General features: G+C 48.1%; 20 protein-coding genes and 1 riboswitch. Of the genes, 7 read left to right on the forward strand and 13 right to left on the reverse strand.

Features of this window, described 5'->3' with window-relative positions; all coding sequences use genetic code 11:
• Positions 1-99: 99 nt before the first annotated feature.
• From EQU24_RS03205 to EQU24_RS03225, 5 genes are all read right to left on the reverse strand, one after another.
• Entirely contained in the window at positions 100-303 is a 204-nt protein-coding gene (locus EQU24_RS03205; RefSeq protein WP_017840884.1) for a winged helix-turn-helix domain-containing protein, read from the reverse strand.
• 19 nt (positions 304-322) lie between these two features.
• The gene (gene minE / locus EQU24_RS03210; RefSeq protein WP_017840883.1) at positions 323-589 is read right to left on the reverse strand and encodes a cell division topological specificity factor MinE; all 267 of its coding nucleotides are present in this window, start codon (positions 587-589) and stop codon (positions 323-325) included.
• Positions 589-1,401, reverse strand: coding sequence for a septum site-determining protein MinD (gene minD, locus EQU24_RS03215; protein WP_026130192.1), 813 nt, complete (start codon positions 1,399-1,401; stop codon positions 589-591). The genes minE and minD overlap by 1 nt, the downstream gene beginning before the upstream one ends.
• Positions 1,402-1,428: 27 nt before the next feature.
• Entirely contained in the window at positions 1,429-2,172 is a 744-nt protein-coding gene (minC, locus tag EQU24_RS03220; protein WP_026130191.1) for a septum site-determining protein MinC, read from the reverse strand.
• 294 nt (positions 2,173-2,466) lie between these two features.
• The gene (locus tag EQU24_RS03225) at positions 2,467-4,044 is read right to left on the reverse strand and encodes an inorganic phosphate transporter (protein WP_017840879.1); all 1,578 of its coding nucleotides are present in this window, start codon (positions 4,042-4,044) and stop codon (positions 2,467-2,469) included.
• A 346-nt stretch (positions 4,045-4,390) separates the two neighbouring features.
• A riboswitch (TPP riboswitch) is annotated at positions 4,391-4,490 on the forward strand.
• A gap of 28 nt (positions 4,491-4,518) precedes the next feature.
• Between EQU24_RS03225 and thiC the strand changes: the two genes are divergently transcribed.
• The gene (gene thiC / locus EQU24_RS03230) at positions 4,519-6,387 is read left to right on the forward strand and encodes a phosphomethylpyrimidine synthase ThiC (RefSeq protein WP_017840878.1); all 1,869 of its coding nucleotides are present in this window, start codon (positions 4,519-4,521) and stop codon (positions 6,385-6,387) included.
• Positions 6,388-6,648: 261 nt separating this feature from the next.
• Positions 6,649-7,074: a BLUF domain-containing protein gene (locus tag EQU24_RS03235; RefSeq protein WP_017840877.1), complete on the forward strand. Its 426-nt coding sequence runs from the start codon at positions 6,649-6,651 to the stop codon at positions 7,072-7,074.
• Between the two features lie 732 nt (positions 7,075-7,806).
• Here EQU24_RS03235 and EQU24_RS03245 read toward each other — a convergent pair.
• From EQU24_RS03245 to EQU24_RS22230, 4 genes are all read right to left on the reverse strand, one after another.
• Complete coding sequence (locus tag EQU24_RS03245) at positions 7,807-8,007, reverse strand: virulence RhuM family protein (protein ID WP_017840875.1); 201 nt, start codon at positions 8,005-8,007, stop codon at positions 7,807-7,809.
• Between the two features lie 205 nt (positions 8,008-8,212).
• Complete coding sequence (locus tag EQU24_RS03250) at positions 8,213-9,343, reverse strand: toxic anion resistance protein (protein WP_017840874.1); 1,131 nt, start codon at positions 9,341-9,343, stop codon at positions 8,213-8,215.
• 27 nt (positions 9,344-9,370) lie between these two features.
• Positions 9,371-10,240: a 5-bromo-4-chloroindolyl phosphate hydrolysis family protein gene (locus EQU24_RS03255; RefSeq protein WP_017840873.1), complete on the reverse strand. Its 870-nt coding sequence runs from the start codon at positions 10,238-10,240 to the stop codon at positions 9,371-9,373.
• Positions 10,237-10,398, reverse strand: coding sequence for a hypothetical protein (locus EQU24_RS22230; RefSeq protein WP_017840872.1), 162 nt, complete (start codon positions 10,396-10,398; stop codon positions 10,237-10,239). The genes EQU24_RS03255 and EQU24_RS22230 overlap by 4 nt, the downstream gene beginning before the upstream one ends.
• A 387-nt stretch (positions 10,399-10,785) precedes the next feature.
• Between EQU24_RS22230 and EQU24_RS03260 the strand changes: the two genes are divergently transcribed.
• From EQU24_RS03260 to fliW, 5 genes are all read left to right on the forward strand, one after another.
• Positions 10,786-11,373, forward strand: coding sequence for a hypothetical protein (locus EQU24_RS03260; RefSeq protein ID WP_017840871.1), 588 nt, complete (start codon positions 10,786-10,788; stop codon positions 11,371-11,373).
• Positions 11,373-12,239: a vWA domain-containing protein gene (locus EQU24_RS03265; RefSeq protein WP_017840870.1), complete on the forward strand. Its 867-nt coding sequence runs from the start codon at positions 11,373-11,375 to the stop codon at positions 12,237-12,239. The genes EQU24_RS03260 and EQU24_RS03265 overlap by 1 nt, the downstream gene beginning before the upstream one ends.
• A gap of 12 nt (positions 12,240-12,251) precedes the next feature.
• Positions 12,252-12,377 (forward strand): hypothetical protein, encoded by a 126-nt coding sequence (locus EQU24_RS23205; RefSeq protein WP_279633406.1) that lies wholly within the window; start codon positions 12,252-12,254, stop codon positions 12,375-12,377.
• Positions 12,378-12,614: 237 nt separating this feature from the next.
• Complete coding sequence (locus EQU24_RS03270) at positions 12,615-12,866, forward strand: hypothetical protein (RefSeq protein ID WP_017840869.1); 252 nt, start codon at positions 12,615-12,617, stop codon at positions 12,864-12,866.
• Between the two features lie 367 nt (positions 12,867-13,233).
• Positions 13,234-13,695: a flagellar assembly protein FliW gene (fliW, locus tag EQU24_RS03275; RefSeq protein WP_017840868.1), complete on the forward strand. Its 462-nt coding sequence runs from the start codon at positions 13,234-13,236 to the stop codon at positions 13,693-13,695.
• A gap of 300 nt (positions 13,696-13,995) precedes the next feature.
• Here fliW and panD read toward each other — a convergent pair whose 3' ends face one another.
• The 4 genes from panD to folK all read right to left on the reverse strand — a co-directional run bounded on the left by panD (position 13,996) and on the right by folK (position 16,806).
• On the reverse strand, positions 13,996-14,376 hold the full coding sequence (gene panD, locus EQU24_RS03280) for an aspartate 1-decarboxylase (RefSeq protein WP_026130189.1): 381 nt from the start codon (positions 14,374-14,376) through the stop codon (positions 13,996-13,998).
• A gap of 256 nt (positions 14,377-14,632) precedes the next feature.
• The gene (gene panC, locus EQU24_RS03290; protein WP_026130188.1) at positions 14,633-15,484 is read right to left on the reverse strand and encodes a pantoate--beta-alanine ligase; all 852 of its coding nucleotides are present in this window, start codon (positions 15,482-15,484) and stop codon (positions 14,633-14,635) included.
• A 2-nt stretch (positions 15,485-15,486) separates the two neighbouring features.
• Positions 15,487-16,305 (reverse strand): 3-methyl-2-oxobutanoate hydroxymethyltransferase, encoded by an 819-nt coding sequence (gene panB / locus EQU24_RS03295; protein ID WP_026130187.1) that lies wholly within the window; start codon positions 16,303-16,305, stop codon positions 15,487-15,489.
• Positions 16,306-16,806 carry a 2-amino-4-hydroxy-6-hydroxymethyldihydropteridine diphosphokinase gene (folK, locus tag EQU24_RS03300; RefSeq protein WP_017840864.1) on the reverse strand — a complete coding sequence of 167 codons (501 nt, stop codon included), beginning with the start codon at positions 16,804-16,806 and terminating at the stop codon, positions 16,306-16,308.
• Between the last annotated feature and the right edge of the window lie 10 nt (positions 16,807-16,816).

Consider the following 16,816-nt stretch of genomic DNA (forward strand, 5'->3'; position numbering starts at 1 on the left):
TAGTATAGCTTCAACTATTAACGCGAACTTAACCTTAAAAAAACCGACAGGCGACTGCCGGTTACATGTGTAGTTGCCGATAATTTGGCAATTAAATTTTTATTCAATCAGTGAAATGCTTTCGGTACGCCCGTTTTTGAGTTCTATGCTGATTTTTTCCTCTCTAGCAAGCCAGCCGAGCGCGCGCTGAACATCATTCTTATTTAGCCCGGTTTCGGTAGAGATTTTGCTGACGCTGGTCGCACCGTTATCATTCAAAAATTGCCAGATTTTGCCGGCGGATTGTCCAATCGTATCAGTCATTTTTTTCACCTTATTTAGTTTAAGAAACCTTGTCGTGCTCGTCGGGTAGCACGATATTGAGTTCGAGAATTTCCTGGTCGTCGTCTTGCTCAAAATTAACCGATATCGCATCTTGTTCGACGTTGACATACTTTCGAATCACTTCGAGAAGTTCCTTTTGCAGCTGAGGGAGATAAGAGGGTTGCGTTTTTGAGGAGCGTTCGTGCGCAACCAAAATTTGCAATCTTTCCTTGGCAATGGATGCCGAACTTGGCTTAGTAGTTCTAAAGTAATTCAGTAAACTCATTATTTACTCCTGAACAGCTTTCCAAAAAGGCCCTTTTTCTCTTCATCGATAAAGCGATGCGGTCTGTCTTCGCCTAAATAACGGGCAACGACATCGTCATAGGCTTGGCCGGCATCGCTTTTTTCGTCCAAAATGACTGGAATGCCCGAGTTTGATGCGTTTAGTACCGATTTAGATTCCGGTATGACGCCTAATAGATGCAGGGACAGGATTTCTTGTACGTCTTCGACACTGAGCATTTCGCCTAATTTTACGCGATCAGGAGAGTAACGTGTCAGTAATAAATATTCTTTGATCGGCTCTTCGTTGTTTTCGGCTCGTTTCGATTTGCTGGCCAAAATGCCGAGCATGCGGTCTGAGTCGCGGACCGATGAAACTTCCGGGTTTGTTACGACGAAGGCATCATCGGCGAAATACATCGCAAGGGTGGCGCCTTTTTCGATGCCGGCGGGCGAGTCGCAAACGACATATTTGAAGTCCTTGGCAAGTTCTTCGAGAACCTTGCCGACGCCTTCGATGGTTAATGCATCCTTGTCGCGGGTTTGTGAAGCCGGCAATATATACAGTTGATTGCAACGCTTGTCGCGAATTAATGCCTGATTAAGCGTTGCCTCGCCATTGATAACATTAACTAAGTCATAGACAACACGGCGCTCGCAGCCCATTATTAAGTCAAGGTTTCTCAAGCCTACGTCGAAATCGATAACCGCTGTTTTGTGGCCTTTTTTAGCGAGTCCCATAGCGATGGCCGCGCTGGTTGTTGTCTTACCGACTCCGCCTTTTCCGGATGTTACGACGATGATTCTAGCCAACTGATTGTCCTCCAACGAGACGTAAAATTATAAATCCTGAATGATTAACGCCAAATCATTGAGATAGATTTGGACCGGTTTGTTGCGCACCGACTCATCCAAATCCTCGCTGATTTTATAATTGCCGGCAATGGAGATGAGTTCGGCTTGTAAATCAGAGCAAAAGATTCTGGCTTCGGTATTACCTTGAATCCCCGCTAATGCTCTGCCGCGTAAAATCCCATAAACATGAATATTACCCTCGGCCATGATTTCGGCGCCTGCGCTGACCTGGGCCAGCACGATCAAGTCGCCGTGCGCGTAAACTCGTTGGCCGGAGCGGACCGGTTGCGTAACAAGCCGAGTAATGGGCTGTTCCGGTGTCTCCGGTTCAGATTCAGGTTCAGGTGTTATTTTTTCGAGTTTTTGAGCGGTTTCTTGATGGCTAATATTTTGCTGGGCTGAAATTTTTGGAATATCTAATGCCAGCGCGGCTTCATTCTGATCATTTAGGCCGCCGCGAATACCTATCGGAAGAAGCGCTAATTTCCTTAGTAAGCCAATGCATTCGGCTACGTTTAGGCTAGTCGATTGCTTATTCAGTTCCTGTAAGTCGATGAGTATCGGTGAGTTTCTGAAAAACTCGGGTGCTTGATTGATTTTTTGCTGAAGCTGATGCTCGATAACAGTCAGGTCATGCGTATAAGGAATAAGAACAGGCACTGAGTATGTAGTGCTCTTAAACTCCAGAGCAGGTTTTTGATAAGGTGTGTGCTGAGGCTCAGTCGACATCCGTACTCTCTGCTGTTAAATCGCTGGTTTCAGAGGGGATTTTAACATTGCTTTCAAAAAAATGCATTTTTCCAAGAATTTTAATTTTAATTTTATGCAATGTGATCAAGTGCACGGTAAAAAAGCCTCAAATCGATGCTTACAACCCAACGTTCATGAAAGCCTGGCAATTGCCCCGGCAAATGAAAGTGCTTGGGGTGGCAAGGTTACGGCTACCTTCCCGGATAGGACTCTGCGAATACAACTATATAAACTTGACGTCAAGGTCTACTCTAACGCCGGTCAGTGGTTGTGTTAAGGGAGCATGATTCCTCTGATCGTAAAAAACAATAAGCCGCCGAGCATTCCCGATAAAGGAACGGTAACTAACCATGCTGCGGCGATTTTATAGAGATGGGAGCGTTTGACAAGTTCTTGACGATAGACTTTTTTTAACGATTTACGTTCTTTTTTAGTGAGTAAGCTGGTGTCGATTTGTAGTTTGGCTTGTCGTTTAAGCTCCTTGAGCATTTGCCCTTTTTTGGCGATGGATGCTTTTTTAAAGGCATTCAAAAATTCGGCGATTTTTTCAGGGTCGTTATGCTCGTGGTGAGCGCGGATTTCTTCCATTCTTTTGGCGTTGCTGTGTTTTAAATATTCCCGTAAAAAACCGACGCCGAATACCGCGCCAACCGCAGTATGGGTGGAGCTAATGGGAAGCCCCATCTGGCTGGCGAATATTACGGTAATGGCAGCCGACATCGCTATGCAAAATGCGCGCATTTTATCGAGTTCGGTAATTTCGCTGCCTACGGTGCGAATCAATTTAGGGCCGTATAAGGCAAGACCTATCGATAAGCCGGCGGCACCAAGTATCATGATCCAAAGTGGAATATGGGCTTTATCGCTGACGCCTTGCTGAAAAATGGCATCGTTGATAGCCGCGAGGGGGCCGACCGCGTTGGCGACATCGTTGGCGCCATGCGCGAAACTCAATAGTGCGGCCGAAAATATCAAGGGTAGCGTGAATAAATTATTCACGCTGGATTTGCTTGGCTCAAGATGAATAGAGGCTTTAACAATACGCGGTTTGACGATAAGAAAAATAACAATGGCGAAAATGAGGCTGATCGAGGCGGCGATCGGGAAATCGATTTTAATGATTTGCTTCAGACCTTTCATGATCAAATAGGTCGAAAAAGCCCAGGTCATCAATGCGATCAATACCGGGACGACCTTTTGCGCCGCTATGAGCATATTCGGTTGATAAGTGATTTTTCGCTTGACCACATATAAAAAACCGGCCGAGAACAGGCCGCCCAAAACCGGCGAAATGACCCAGCTGGCTGCGATTTTTCCCATGACCGGCCAATTGGCGATTTCAAGTCCGCCGGCGGCGACTCCTGCGCCTAGCACGCCTCCGACTATAGAATGGGTCGTCGAAACCGGCGCATTGAGCGAGGTCGCCACGTTCAACCAAATCGCCGCAGCCAGCAGTGCCGCCATCATTAACCAGATAAAGGTATCGGAGTCGCGAATCATTTGAGGATTGATGATACCGTCCTTGATGGTCGTGACCACGTCTCCGCCGGCTATTAGCGTGCCGGATGCCTCGAAAATAGCGGCAATGGCAATGGCGCCGGTCATTGTTAGCGCTTTCGAGCCGACTGCTGGGCCGACATTATTGGCGACATCGTTAGCGCCGATGTTCAATGCCATATAACTGCCGAAAACAGCGGCGATAACCAGCATTAAATGTCCTTGGACGTGTTCTTTATTAATCAAATAGAGAACAACCAAGAGGATAAAAGCGAGGCCTAGGCTAAGGCGGATCAAGTCTTTGCGAGCCGACGAACTGGCTTTGTTGATTTGATTGAGGTCGTTAAGATCCATGTAATGTTTTCGTAACAAAAGAAAGTGTGCATTTTATCCTATTGGTTGAGGCATTGCTGCTTTTCAAAATGTAATTATACCCATCACACTTCAAATTTCGGCATTGACGCATGGAGGCGCCGGGGTGTTCGGCAAAGGCTTGATGCTGTCACAGAGCCTAAATGGACGTATTCACGGCGTCCTTTGACGCCCCCCCCGGCGCCGAAATTTGACCAGCAAAGGGTATAATCATCTAAACCGGATGCGGGTTGAATTCAAACCTTGTTAATAAAAAGGAAATTTCGTTTTTATGTTGAACTTTTCAGGCTTGCAATCTTGATAATTATCCTTTAGTTTAGGCGTCATACCGTAAGGCTAGGGGTGCTCCGATGCGAATTGGGGCTGAGAAAAACCCTTTGAACCTGACTCCGGCTAATACCGGCGTAGGGAAGCCAACTTCCCTGCGCCTCGATGATAATATTTCAGGAGAAAAGCGTGAGCGCAGTCCGCCAAGAAATTCCTTCGACTACTGTCAGTAGTGTCAAAATCGATCCATATCCGGCATCGGAAAAAGTGTATATACAAGGCAGTCGGCCTGATATTAAAGTCCCGATGCGGAAGATTACTTTATCCGATACCCCCGCGCATTTCGGCGCTGAAAAAAATACCCCCCTTTACGTCTACGATACTTCAGGTGTCTATACCGACCCTAAGGTCTCGGTCGATTTAAGAAAAGGCCTGCCGGTGGTGCGTTCCGCTTGGATTGAGGAGCGTGGAGATACCGAGTTGTTGTCAGGCCCGACATCAAAATTCGGACATGAGAGATTGAATGACCCCGAAACCGCGCATTTGCGTTTCGAGCTTATTCGTCAGCCAAGACGAGCCAAGGCCGGTGCGAATGTGTCGCAGATGCATTATGCGAGAAAAGGCATCATTACGCCGGAGATGGAGTACATCGCAATCCGCGAAAACCAAAAAATGGAAGAAATGCGCGATCTATGGAAAGACCAGCATCCAGGTCAATCCTTCGGTGCATCGATTCCCGATGTGATTACGCCGGAATTCGTACGTGACGAAGTGGCGCGCGGTCGGGCGATCATTCCAGCCAATATCAACCACCCGGAATTGGAGCCGATGATTATTGGACGCAATTTCCTGGTCAAGATCAATGGCAACCTCGGTAATTCGGCGGTAACTTCGTCGATAGAGGAAGAGGTCGAAAAAATGCTTTGGGGCATTCGCTGGGGCGGCGACACGATCATGGATTTGTCGACCGGTAAGAACATCCATGAAACCCGCGAATGGATCTTGCGTAACTCGCCGGTGCCGATCGGTACCGTGCCGATTTACCAGGCACTGGAAAAAGTTGACGGCAAGGCAGAGGAGCTGACTTGGGAAATTTACCGCGACACGCTGATAGAGCAAGCCGAGCAAGGTGTCGATTATTTCACGATACATGCCGGCGTGCGGTTGCAGCATGTGCCGTTGACCGCCAAACGTATGACCGGGATTGTGTCTCGCGGCGGTTCCATCATGGCCAAATGGTGCTTGGCACATCATACCGAAAGCTTCCTCTATACCAACTTCGAGGAAATCTGCGAAATCATGAAAGCCTACGATGTTTCCTTTTCGTTAGGTGACGGTTTACGCCCCGGGTCGATTTACGACGCCAACGACGAAGCGCAGTTCGCCGAATTGGAAACCTTGGGCGAATTGACTAAGGTCGCATGGAAGCATGACGTACAGACGATGATCGAAGGGCCGGGCCATGTGCCGTTGCATATGGTCAAGATCAATATGGAAAAACAGCTTGAGGACTGTCATGAAGCCCCATTCTATACCTTGGGACCGCTAACGACCGATATCGCGCCAGGCTACGACCATATTACCTCGGCGATCGGTGCCGCGAACATTGGTTGGTACGGTTGTGCGATGCTATGTTACGTTACGCAAAAAGAACATTTGGGTTTGCCTAACAAACAGGATGTCCGCGAAGGTATCGTGACTTACAAAATTGCCGCGCACGCCGCTGATTTAGCTAAGGGGCATCCGGGCGCTCAAGCACGCGACAATGCAATGTCGAAAGCCCGCTTCGAATTCCGCTGGGAAGATCAATTCAACATAGGCCTTGATCCCGAGCGCGCGCGCGAGTTCCATGACGAAACGTTGCCGAAACAGTCGGCCAAGATTGCCCATTTCTGTTCGATGTGCGGACCGCATTTTTGTTCGATGAAAATCAGTCAGGATGTGCGCGACTACGCGGCTCAAAAAGGAGTGAAAGAAGAGGAGGCCCTTTTATTGGGAATGGAAGAAAAATCCAAGGAGTTTCTTGAAGAAGGCGCGGCTATCTATCACGAAGTTTAAGCGTCGAAAACACATGCGAACGCCAAGGATGGCGTTCGGTATAAGTTTCCTCGCCCCCGCGCTCCAGCATAGGAATGCATGCCGAGCTTTTCTCGGCAACAAAGGTATGAAGCCCACAGAGGACCGTGGGCGGTAGCGGCATATGTCAATGATTTTGAGACACCAATCCATACTTTAAATAAGGGAATGCCTGGCAATGAGAAGATTCCTGGGTTAAACTCGCCACTTGTTTGATGCGTTAAGTTGTAGCGAGAATTGTTAATGCCGCTTTATTGTTTGGTTTATACCAGCGTTTCAAGTCAGGAAATGTCCGATGAAGACTTGAAAGCCTTGCTAAAAAAATCAAGAGAAAAAAATAAAAAATTAAATATTACCGGCATGTTGCTTCACCTTGATCCTTTCTTTATTCAAATATTGGAAGGCGAGGAAAAAGTCGTGCTGGACTCGTTTAACCGCATTAAAGAAGATTCAAGGCACCAAAAGGTATCGTTAATTTACAAGAAGCAAATTAAAGAGCGTGCTTTTTCAGATTGGACGATGGGCTTTAATAAAGTTAGCGATGAAGATATAGAAAGCCTTGACGGCAGCTTCGACTTTTGGGAACAATCAACGCCTAATTCCTTGGCAGGAGCATCCGGGGAGATTGAGCGCTTGTTGGAAATGTTCAAAAATGAAACCTTGTTCTAGTGGATCTATTGAGAATGATAGACACTTTTCCCGCATGAACCAGGTTCGTTGCCACACTTTTATAGCTTTCGTACTTCAAATTTCGGCATTGCCTTAGGAGGCGCTGGGGTGCTCGGCAAAGGCTTTGCCAGCATGGCGCTGGCATAGAGTCTACATAGCCGTTTCAAGGCGTCCTTTGACGAGCAACCTGGTGCCGAATTTTGATCTACGAGGGTATATGTTCAGATGCTCAAAAATAGATCAAGGCGCGCACAGCTCATTCGCAACCATTTACGCCTGCTTCAACATCGTTTCGGTCGCTAATAATTGCATATCCGGTTGATAGTCGTATTGCCGCTAAAGCCCGATTGACGATCACTTTTAGTTTAGCTCGAATACTTTCCTAGATCGTTCAATCGATCGAGGCGTTCCCAGTAGTTTGTCTTGCCGTATCAAGTCCCCAGCAATTCCCAGTTTGAGCAGTTTCGCCGATTTTAGGGTGTGGGGTATGCCTGTCGAGGAACGCCGTAAACCCATCCATGGGGGCTTGGCGGCAGCTAAGCGCCAAGGATGGCGTGAATGCAGATTTTGCAGGAGCAAAGATCTGTCCCGCTGCCGACATCCTCGCCAAGCATACCCCACACCCTTTTTGATCTCCAAATTGGGAATTGCTGATCAATTCCCAGGCGCTGTTGACGACGGCGGTATAAAACGCATAGACGCCTTCGGTCAAAATGCGATGAAAGGGTTTTGTTATCGGCCAACAGAAATTTTATCGAGTTCGCCGGCATCGAAAATGTTTTTAAAGTGCCGAGAAATTACCGATTTGTCCCGTTCAAACAGTTCAGCGATTTGCAATAAGCTTAACCATAAAGTTTTTTTATTGAACCTGATTTCAATGCAGGGTTGTCCGTTTTCAGTCTGGTCAATAATAATCGGGCTTTGCGTATTCATTCTTCTTGAATCCGCGATGTTATACCTTTCGCATTTCAAATTAGGGCAGTGCTAGAGGAGGCGCCTGGGTGTCCGACAAAGGCTTTGCCAGCATGGTGCTGGCATAGAGCCTACATACGTATTCACGGCGTCCTTTGGCGGACACCCAGGCGCCGAATTTTGATCTACGACGGGTATATTTATGACTAAATCCAAGTGTAAATACTCAACTCGCCGTCTTGCTCTGAGCAGAGCTGAGCGTTTTGCGTAGTTCATCTTCGCATTCCTGCAGTTGAACGACCGCTTCGCTGCGCATTTTTTTGCCTTGATCGGCAATTTGTAGGCTTTCTTCGATCGTCTCGATCAGCGTGCGATTGGCTTGTTTGATCGTTTCAATATCGAATACGCCGCGTTCGATTTGTTTGCGCGTTTCGGCGTTGGCTTGCTTGAGCGTTTCGGCGTTGGCGGTTAGTAAGTCGTTGGTCAAATCGGTCGCCGCTTTAACGGTCTGCGCGGCTTGAGACGAGCGGAATATGGTGACGGCCGTCGCCAATTGTTGACGCCATAAAGGTACTGTGTTGACCAGCGTCGAGCTGATTTTGCTGACTAGGCCTTTATCGTTCTCTTGTACCAGGCGGATGCTGGGTAGGCTTTGCATCGAAACCTGGCGGGTTAGGCGTAGGTCGTGAACGCGGCGTTCGAGATCGTCGCGGGCCGAGCGCAGGTCGCGCAGTTGTTGCGCGGCGATGATTTCTTGTCCGGCTTCGGCTTGTTGTTGCCGCTGCGGAATGATTTCCTCATCGAGCCTGCGTAATTGTTCTCCGCCGGCGGCGATATAATCCTCGAGCGTGTGAAAGTATTCCAGATTGGCTTGATAGAGCCGGTCGAGCGATGTGATGTCGGTGAGTAGTTCGGTTTTATGTCTTTCCAGCTTGTCGCTGATCGTATCGATTTGTTTACGGACTTCTTCGTATTGCTGCAAAAACTTGACGACCGGCTTGGCTTTGCCGAAGAGTTTTGCCATAAAACTCGGTTTTTTGTTCGGATCGAGATCGTCGACATCGAAGCCACGCAGGATCGCGACCATTTCATTGAGGTCGTTGCCGGCCGGGCCGATGTCTTTGTTTTTGACGCCGTCGAGCATGCGGTCGGAAATCGATGTCAGTTGTTCTTGGGCCTTGCTGCCGAAGAACAGTATCGAATGCGTGTCGTTTATGTCGATTTCTTGTAGCAATTGTTCGACTTGTTCCCGTTTTTCCGGCGGGGCGGCTTGATAGGAAATGATGTCTGTCGATATTCCGGGGATCGGCTCGTTCGATTCTGTTACAGTCGCTGTAGATAAGGGTTGATCAGTCATGGGGGGTACCTGGGTTGTCAGAAAGCATTACAGTATGCCTTCCCGTTTGAGTTGCGCGGTCAATACCTCGATTTTGACATCGAGATCGAAAATGTCGTCTTCAAGCAGTTTTTGCTGTTGTTCCAGAAACGAGGTTTCGATCGTTTCGAGAACATTGCGAAAGCTTTGTTCCAATTGGGCGGGTTCTAGTTGGCCGAGTTGGAGTTGACTATGCGTTTTGGCATAACCTTCGGTAACTTGCATCGTGCCGTCGAGATAGACATTGAGAAACTTTCGGGCCCTTCGAAAATCGCGGGGATCGGCTTCGATTTGGGCGATTATGTTGTCGGCGATTTCGCAGATTCGTTCGATGCGGTTATTGAATTCGTGATTGCGGATTTTACTGCCGGCTTGCTCGATACGCCGGATCATGGCGTGGGATTCGGCAAGCGCTTTTCCGAGTTCTTCGCCCGAATAGCCCTGAGCGCCTTGTGTGCTTTTGGCTTTGGGGTCGAAACCGTAACTTAAAAACATGCCCAAAAACGCTCCCCCTGCGTATGCTGCTGCGACCGGCAAGGTTTGCCGTGCGCCGAGCCAGGCAATCATGCCTGTCGTCAATGCTGTAATGATAGCGGCAAGCAATTTTAATGGATACTTCGTCGGAGGGGTCATCGGTCTTTGTCGAAGGCGCGCTTCGGCTTGAAATCCTTTGCGCAAGCACCAGGCCGAGAATAGATACAAGGTATAAGCCGTGGCGTTAACGAGGATCGCGGTCAAATTGCCTTTGGCCAGCGCAATCACGACTGCCGGCAGCAGTGCGATCGGCAAAAAATAGAGCAGCAAGCCCCTTGGTGAATATTTTTGCAAGGAGTCCGAGGTAAAGCGCTTGGGCTTTCGAAAGTTTTGGCTTTGCGTCATTGTTTGGACTGCGACAGCATCAGTTGATCGAATAGCGGTTCGGCTTTCAGCATCGATTGACACGTTGCCAAGCCTATTGTTGTCAGCAGCAACACGAATCCGAGTAATTTTCTGAAGAAACCTGACATGAACAGCGACTCCGCATGGGTAAACGGCATCAGTTTAACTTAGCCGGTAAGTTGCTGACAAACTCCGCGGTATATTAGATTTCCGCGAGTCTTTGCCAGGCTTTTGACGGTCCGCCGATTTAGCGGTTTTTCAAACCCTAAATGTACAGTAGAATGCCGAAAAAAAGGTATACCTTTCGCACTTCAAATTTCGGCAGTGCCTAAGGAGGCGCCGGGGTGTTCGGTCGATTTTGCTCCTCGGCAATTGCTCCTGCATTGCCCTAATACACGCCATCCGTGGCGCTCGCAAAGGCTTTGCCAGCATGGAGCTGGCATAGAGTATCTACATGGACGTATTCACGGCGTCCTTTGACGGGCACCCCTGTGCCGAATTTTGATCTACGATATGCATACCGCCGATATCGAATTGACAAGCAAATGATGCAGATATTTAAACGGCCGAAAAAAATAACGCTTTGGAATTCCTATCACCCGGTAGGTGCTTGGTTGCTGTTGCTTGTGTTAGCGGCATGGTCTGTGCGCGAACTCACTGAATTGCAACAGCTGATGAAGTTCAATGCGATGATTCGACAACCTGACACGATTGCCCTTGCCGGCGACAATTTGCCGCCCGAAGTGATTTTTGCCAAAGCCGTTGAACTCAATAGGGAAGGGGATTTTCAACAAGCCTTGCGGCTTTATTTACAAATAGAGCCGCTTGTCGATACCGATTTTCGTGTCGACGTTAAATATAACATGGGCACTATTTATTTGCAGCAGGCGGCCAAGTTATGGAATGCCAAGGGCGTTTGGGAATATGGACAAATCAATACTTTGCTGGATCTGGCCGAGCAGGCCTTTAAGCAGGTATTAGCGGTCGAGCCTGAGCATTGGCAGGCGCGCTACAATCTTGAATTCGCTCTGCGCATTCGTCCGCCTGCCAAGGAAGCGGAAAAAGCCGACTGGCAAGGTCATAAAAGTAGCGTGCATGCGATTATGCCGGGTATACCGGAAGGCGGGCCTTAATGCTGCTTAAGGATAAGCGCCTTTGGTTGTTGATGTTGCCCGCTGTCTTGCTGGTACTTGCTTTGTTGAAACCGACTATTCCGCTTCGCAAGGACAGCTATAATCTGATTTTTGTCATTGATATCACGCAAAGCATGAATGCGCGCGATTACCATGTCGACGACATGCCGTCGGACCGTCTTTCCTTTGTTAAGGAGAGCCTGAAAACGGTGATTTCGGCTTTGCCTTGTCAATCGCATGTGGGTTTGGGTCTGTTTACCACAAAAAATAGTTTTTTGTTGTTCGAGCCGCTCGAAGTGTGCGAGCACTACTCGGTCATTGAAGAAAGTTTAATGAAAATCGATTGGCGCATGGCTTGGGCTGCGGATAGTCATATCGCTAGGGGCTTATATACGAGTCTTCGCGAAGCCGCAAAAATCGACTCGAGTCCCAGCCTGGTTTTTTTTACCGATGGGCAGCAAACGCCTGAGTCTGTCAAAGAGCCGAGATTTCTGCTTGAGAGAGGCAAGGTTAGAGGCTTGTTGGTCGGGGTCGGTAATCTATTGCCGGTTCCGATTCCTAAATACGACCAAAACAATATTCAAACCGGCTATTGGCAAGTCGATGAAGCAGATAGGCGTATTCGCAAAGGGCAGGTTTCATCGGGAGAGTATTTGACGTCGGTTCAAGAACAGGTTCTGCAGCGCTTGGCGGGAATTACAGGCCTGCACTATCATCATCTGGAAACGCCGGAGCAGCTTAGCCGGGCATTGCGGGCCGTCGATCTTCGTCAACAGCAAGTGGTTCGCTACGAATTAAGCTGGATCTTGGCTCTCATCGCATTGATGATTTTTAGCGGTCCTAATTTAGGATTTCGTGACAAATAACTTATTGAAATCATGGGATTTCTGGCTGGTTCGGTAACTCGCTTGACAGGGCGCCGTAAATACATCCTTGTAGGCTTGACGGCGGCTTTCCCTGCCGCCGACACCTGTCAATCGAGTTACCGAACCCGCCTACCCTAAATCAAATAATAGGGAAGTTATTTATAACCAAATCCTTACCTGTTCGGCGCCTCATTTGGGGTGGCGTCAGCCGGTATCGGACGGGAGCTAAAAAGAAAAAGCGGGGATAGTCAGATGACGAAAAGTTGGCGTTCTTTCTGTTTGTGATGAGGATTATTATTTTTATCAATAGGTTATAAGGTTTGTTTTTATTTGGCTTTGTTATTGCTTGGTAATAACAAACTGTCGGAGAATTGTATGAAACCCATAATCGGATTGATAATGATTTTGCTAAGCGCGGTCAATTCCGGCTGTACCGGTAATCATCGGGGCGAGTCTGCAGGCAGTTTGCCTGATCGGGAGCAGGCGGTCGGGTTTTTTAGCAATATCCATACATTTATCAGGGATACCGAGCGAGGCGTTTATGATTTAATGTATGGCATCCGCGACGGAACCGACAGCTTTATTTATGATGCTCAAAAAGACTATTACGAAAACTATCAAAAATAAAGGCGCGAAGTTTTCGGCAATTCCCAGTTTGAGAAATTTTGCCGTATTCAGGGTGCGGGGTATGTTTGTCGAGGAACGCCGTAAACCCTCCCTGTGGGGGCGGCAACTAAGCGCCAGTGGATGGCGTGTATTAGGGCAATGCAGGGCAGAAAAATGCTCCTGCATTTTCTGCATTCATTACAGCAATGTAACTCAGCAATTGCCGAGGAGCAAGAATCTGTCCCGTCGCCGACATCCTCGCCAAGCACACCCCGTACCCTTTTTTATCTTTAGGTTCGGAATTGCTGCGATGTTTTCGTTTATTACCGGTTAATCGACAGAGCGGTCTATACTTAAAAAGCTATTTTAAATTCAACAGGCAATAATCATGGAAATCAAATCAAAATTTCTCGGCGAACAACGCGTCGATCCCGATACTATCATTGTTTTTCCCAAAGGCATTCCCGGTTTTGAAGATCAAACCCGGTTTAAGCTTTTCCATCAGGAAGATAATCCGATTATTTTTTGGCTGCAATCCGTCGATGACGAAGATTTGACGTTTTCCGCGGCTAATCCTGTCGACTTCAATATCAATTACAGTTTTATTTTGACTGACGAAGAGCAAGCCTTGCTTGAGTTGAGTAATCCGGACGAATTGGCGGTATTGATTCTATTGCACACCGACGAGAATGACGAAGAGTCGGGTAAGCCTACTATCAAAGGTTCGATCAAATCGCCGATTCTGATCAATGTCAATTCGAGAAAAGGTATTCAAAAAGTATTGGTTCAGGTCGAGCAAATTATCACATTGACCGAAAAAAATCATGAAATCGACTTTTCGGAAGCCTAGATAAGGCTTTAACCTGTCGCTATAAACCTAAAAAGGATGGTTTGAGGCTTTACTAATTTGGTGAAAGTGTTGTAGATCCTTCATGCTTCGACTTAGCTTAGCACGAACGGTTTACAGCATATGCCAGTTGCTCTTTTTAAGATAAAGCAACTTCAATAATTTGTGCCTATGATCGAATTTTCATTCGCGCGAAATGTTGGAGGGTAAAGAGAATCATTTGAAGTGTTCAACGCTATGCTGCGGGGTTGTCTTGTCCGGTCGCGCCCTAATAGGGGCGGCCGGATGGCGAGGGCTAAAAACTTAAGCCGACTGAATAGGAATGATGTGACTGGAACGAATAATTTCGTTTTTATCGTTGAAATAGAGCAAGGTTGGCTTGTAATCAGCTAGCTCTTGCTGGTCCAGGATGGCATAGGCGCAAACGATGATGATGTCGCCTGGACAGGCTAAACGAGCCGCCGCACCATTAACCGAGAAAATGCGCGATCCGGCCTCCGCTTTGATTGCGTAGGTTGTAAAGCGCTCGCCGTTGTTGATATTGTAGATTTGAATCTGCTCATACTCCCTAATGCCGGCTCGATCCAAAATATCGCTATCGATCGCGCAAGAACCTTCGTAACCTAATTCGGAGTAGGTTACGGTCGCTCTGTGTAGCTTGGCTTTAAGCATTGTAGTTTGCATACTATTTACAAGATAAATTCTTTTAGAAACCGGGCATTATCTCTTAATAGAGAGTGCTCTTCAACTTATACTTCGCGCGGCCACATTTTCGGTTTTTTAACGCGCTCTTTTGTCCGGTACCTACGTTGCGAAAACAGTTACATAGCTTGCTATGCGCCTGTTTTCGCGCCTTGCTACCGAACAAAATAGCATTGCCATAAAAGCCGAAAATGTGGCCGCGCGAAGTATAAAAATATCGCTTGAAGATTGCCCGCGGTCATAATGGCGTTTTTGAAAAATAAACATTATCGATCAGGCGGGTTTTTCCCAGTCTTGCTGCCGCAAGTATCACCAACTCCATGTCATTAGTACTGGCCGGCATTAAACTCGACTGGCGGCATACCGAAAAATACTCGGGTTGTAAGCCGGCTTCCCGCAATGACAGCATAGCCCTTTTTTCCAGTGCTGGGTAGTTTTGTTCGCCCGCTAAAATCCGATCGCGCGCCTGGCATAATGAACGATAAAGGGCAGGAGCGGCAAGTCTTTCATCCGCTGATAGGTAGCCGTTGCGCGAACTCATTGCCAAGCCGTCGTCTTCTCTAACCGTTTCGATGCCGCGAATTTCGACCGGAATGTTCAGGTCTCTAACCAATGCTCGGATTAAGGTCAGTTGTTGAAAATCCTTTTCGCCGAAGAATGCCAGATCCGGTTGCACGATGTTGAATAGCTTGCAAACGATAGTCGCGACGCCGTCGAAGTGGCCGACTCTTGTTTTACCGCAATGTAAGTCCGATAACCCGGATACGGAGATCGAAGTTCTGTGATTTATAGGATAAATTTCCGAGACCGAAGGCAAAAAAAGCAGGTCGGTGCCGATGGCATCAAGTTTTTTAGCGTCTTCCGATTCGGTTCTGGGATAGTGGTCAAAATCCTCGCCGACACCGAATTGCGTCGGATTGACAAAAAGGCTGACTACCACCTTATCTGCGCATTCCTTGGCTTTTTCAACCAATTGTAAATGCCCATCGTGTAAATTGCCCATCGTCGGTACAAAGGCCACGGAGTTGCCGGCTTTTCGCCACGGTTTTAGTGTGTCGCGTAATGCTTCGATTGTTGTGACTGTCGACAGGCTCATTGGAAGCTGTGCTCTTCGCTTGGAAAGGTGCCTTGCTTGACGGCTTCATGAAAATTTTTTATGGCCATTTCGATGCTGGAGGCATCTTGCATGAAGTTTTTAGAAAAACGAGGCCGCTTGGCGATGCCGATATCTAAAATATCGTAAAGTACCAGGACTTGTCCGTCGCAATCGGCTCCGGCGCCGATACCGATTACCGGAATCGTCAGTTGCCGGGCGATTTCTTCGGCCAGGATCGCCGGGACGCATTCGAGCACCAATAATGCCGCACCGGCTTTTTCCAGGCGGCAGGCATCGGCGATCATTTGATCGGCCGCGGATCGTTCGCGCCCTTGTATTTTGTAGCCGCCTAGGCGATTGATCGATTGCGGAAGCAAGCCCAAATGCCCGCAGACGGGGACTCCGTTCTCGGATAAAAATTCGATCAGTTCGATTTTCGGGCCCTCCAATTTGACCATTTGCACGCCGCCGGTTTGCATTAAGCGAGCGGCGTTTTCGGCTGCTTGTTCCTTGCCGGCGTAGCTCATAAAAGGCATATCGGCTATCACGAACGCCCGCTGTCGACCGCGAACCACGCAAGCGGCATGATAAACCATGTCTTCGATGCTGGTCGGAACTGTCGTCGATTGGCCTTGTATGACCATGCCCAACGAGTCTCCGACCAGGAGGATATCGATGCCGGCTTTATCGAGCAGCGCGCTGAAGCTGGCATCGTAAGCAGTCAAGCAACTGATTTTTTCGCCGCGCTGCTTCATCGACTGAAGGTCGGTGATAGTCAATGGTTTGGTTAGAGAAGCGGAAGAATAGTTATTCACTTAGGATAATCGATGTAGGTCGTTTTTGGGGCATTTCGCGACTAAATCGGTCAGTTTACCGAGTCCCGGAATCGATAGATCCGGCGCGATTTCATATAAGGGATATAAAACAAAAGCGCGTTCGGCGATACCGATATGAGGAACGGTTAGGTCGGGAACTTCAATTTGCCGGTCCCCATAAAGCAAAAGGTCAAGATCCAGTGTTCTAGCTCCCCAGCGTTTGCCTGTTCGAGTTCGTCCTTGAGACTGTTCCACGGCTTGTAATTGGCGAAGTAAATCGATGGCCGGCAATGTTGTTTCAATTGCCATCGCCGCGTTGACATAATCGGGTTGATCCTGGGGGCCCATCGGCGGGTTACGGTAAAGGCTCGAAAAGCCGGTTTCCTTTATATTCGGTAATGCCGCGATGGTTTGTCTAGCGGTCATTAGTTGCTCGGCAGGATGGTCGAGATTGCTGCCCAGACCGATAAAGGCCGTTACGAAGTCGTTGTTATTGGTCATAGTGGCTAAA

The organism is Methylotuvimicrobium buryatense, from assembly GCF_005931095.1.
GTDB lineage: Bacteria > Pseudomonadota > Gammaproteobacteria > Methylococcales > Methylomonadaceae > Methylotuvimicrobium > Methylotuvimicrobium buryatense.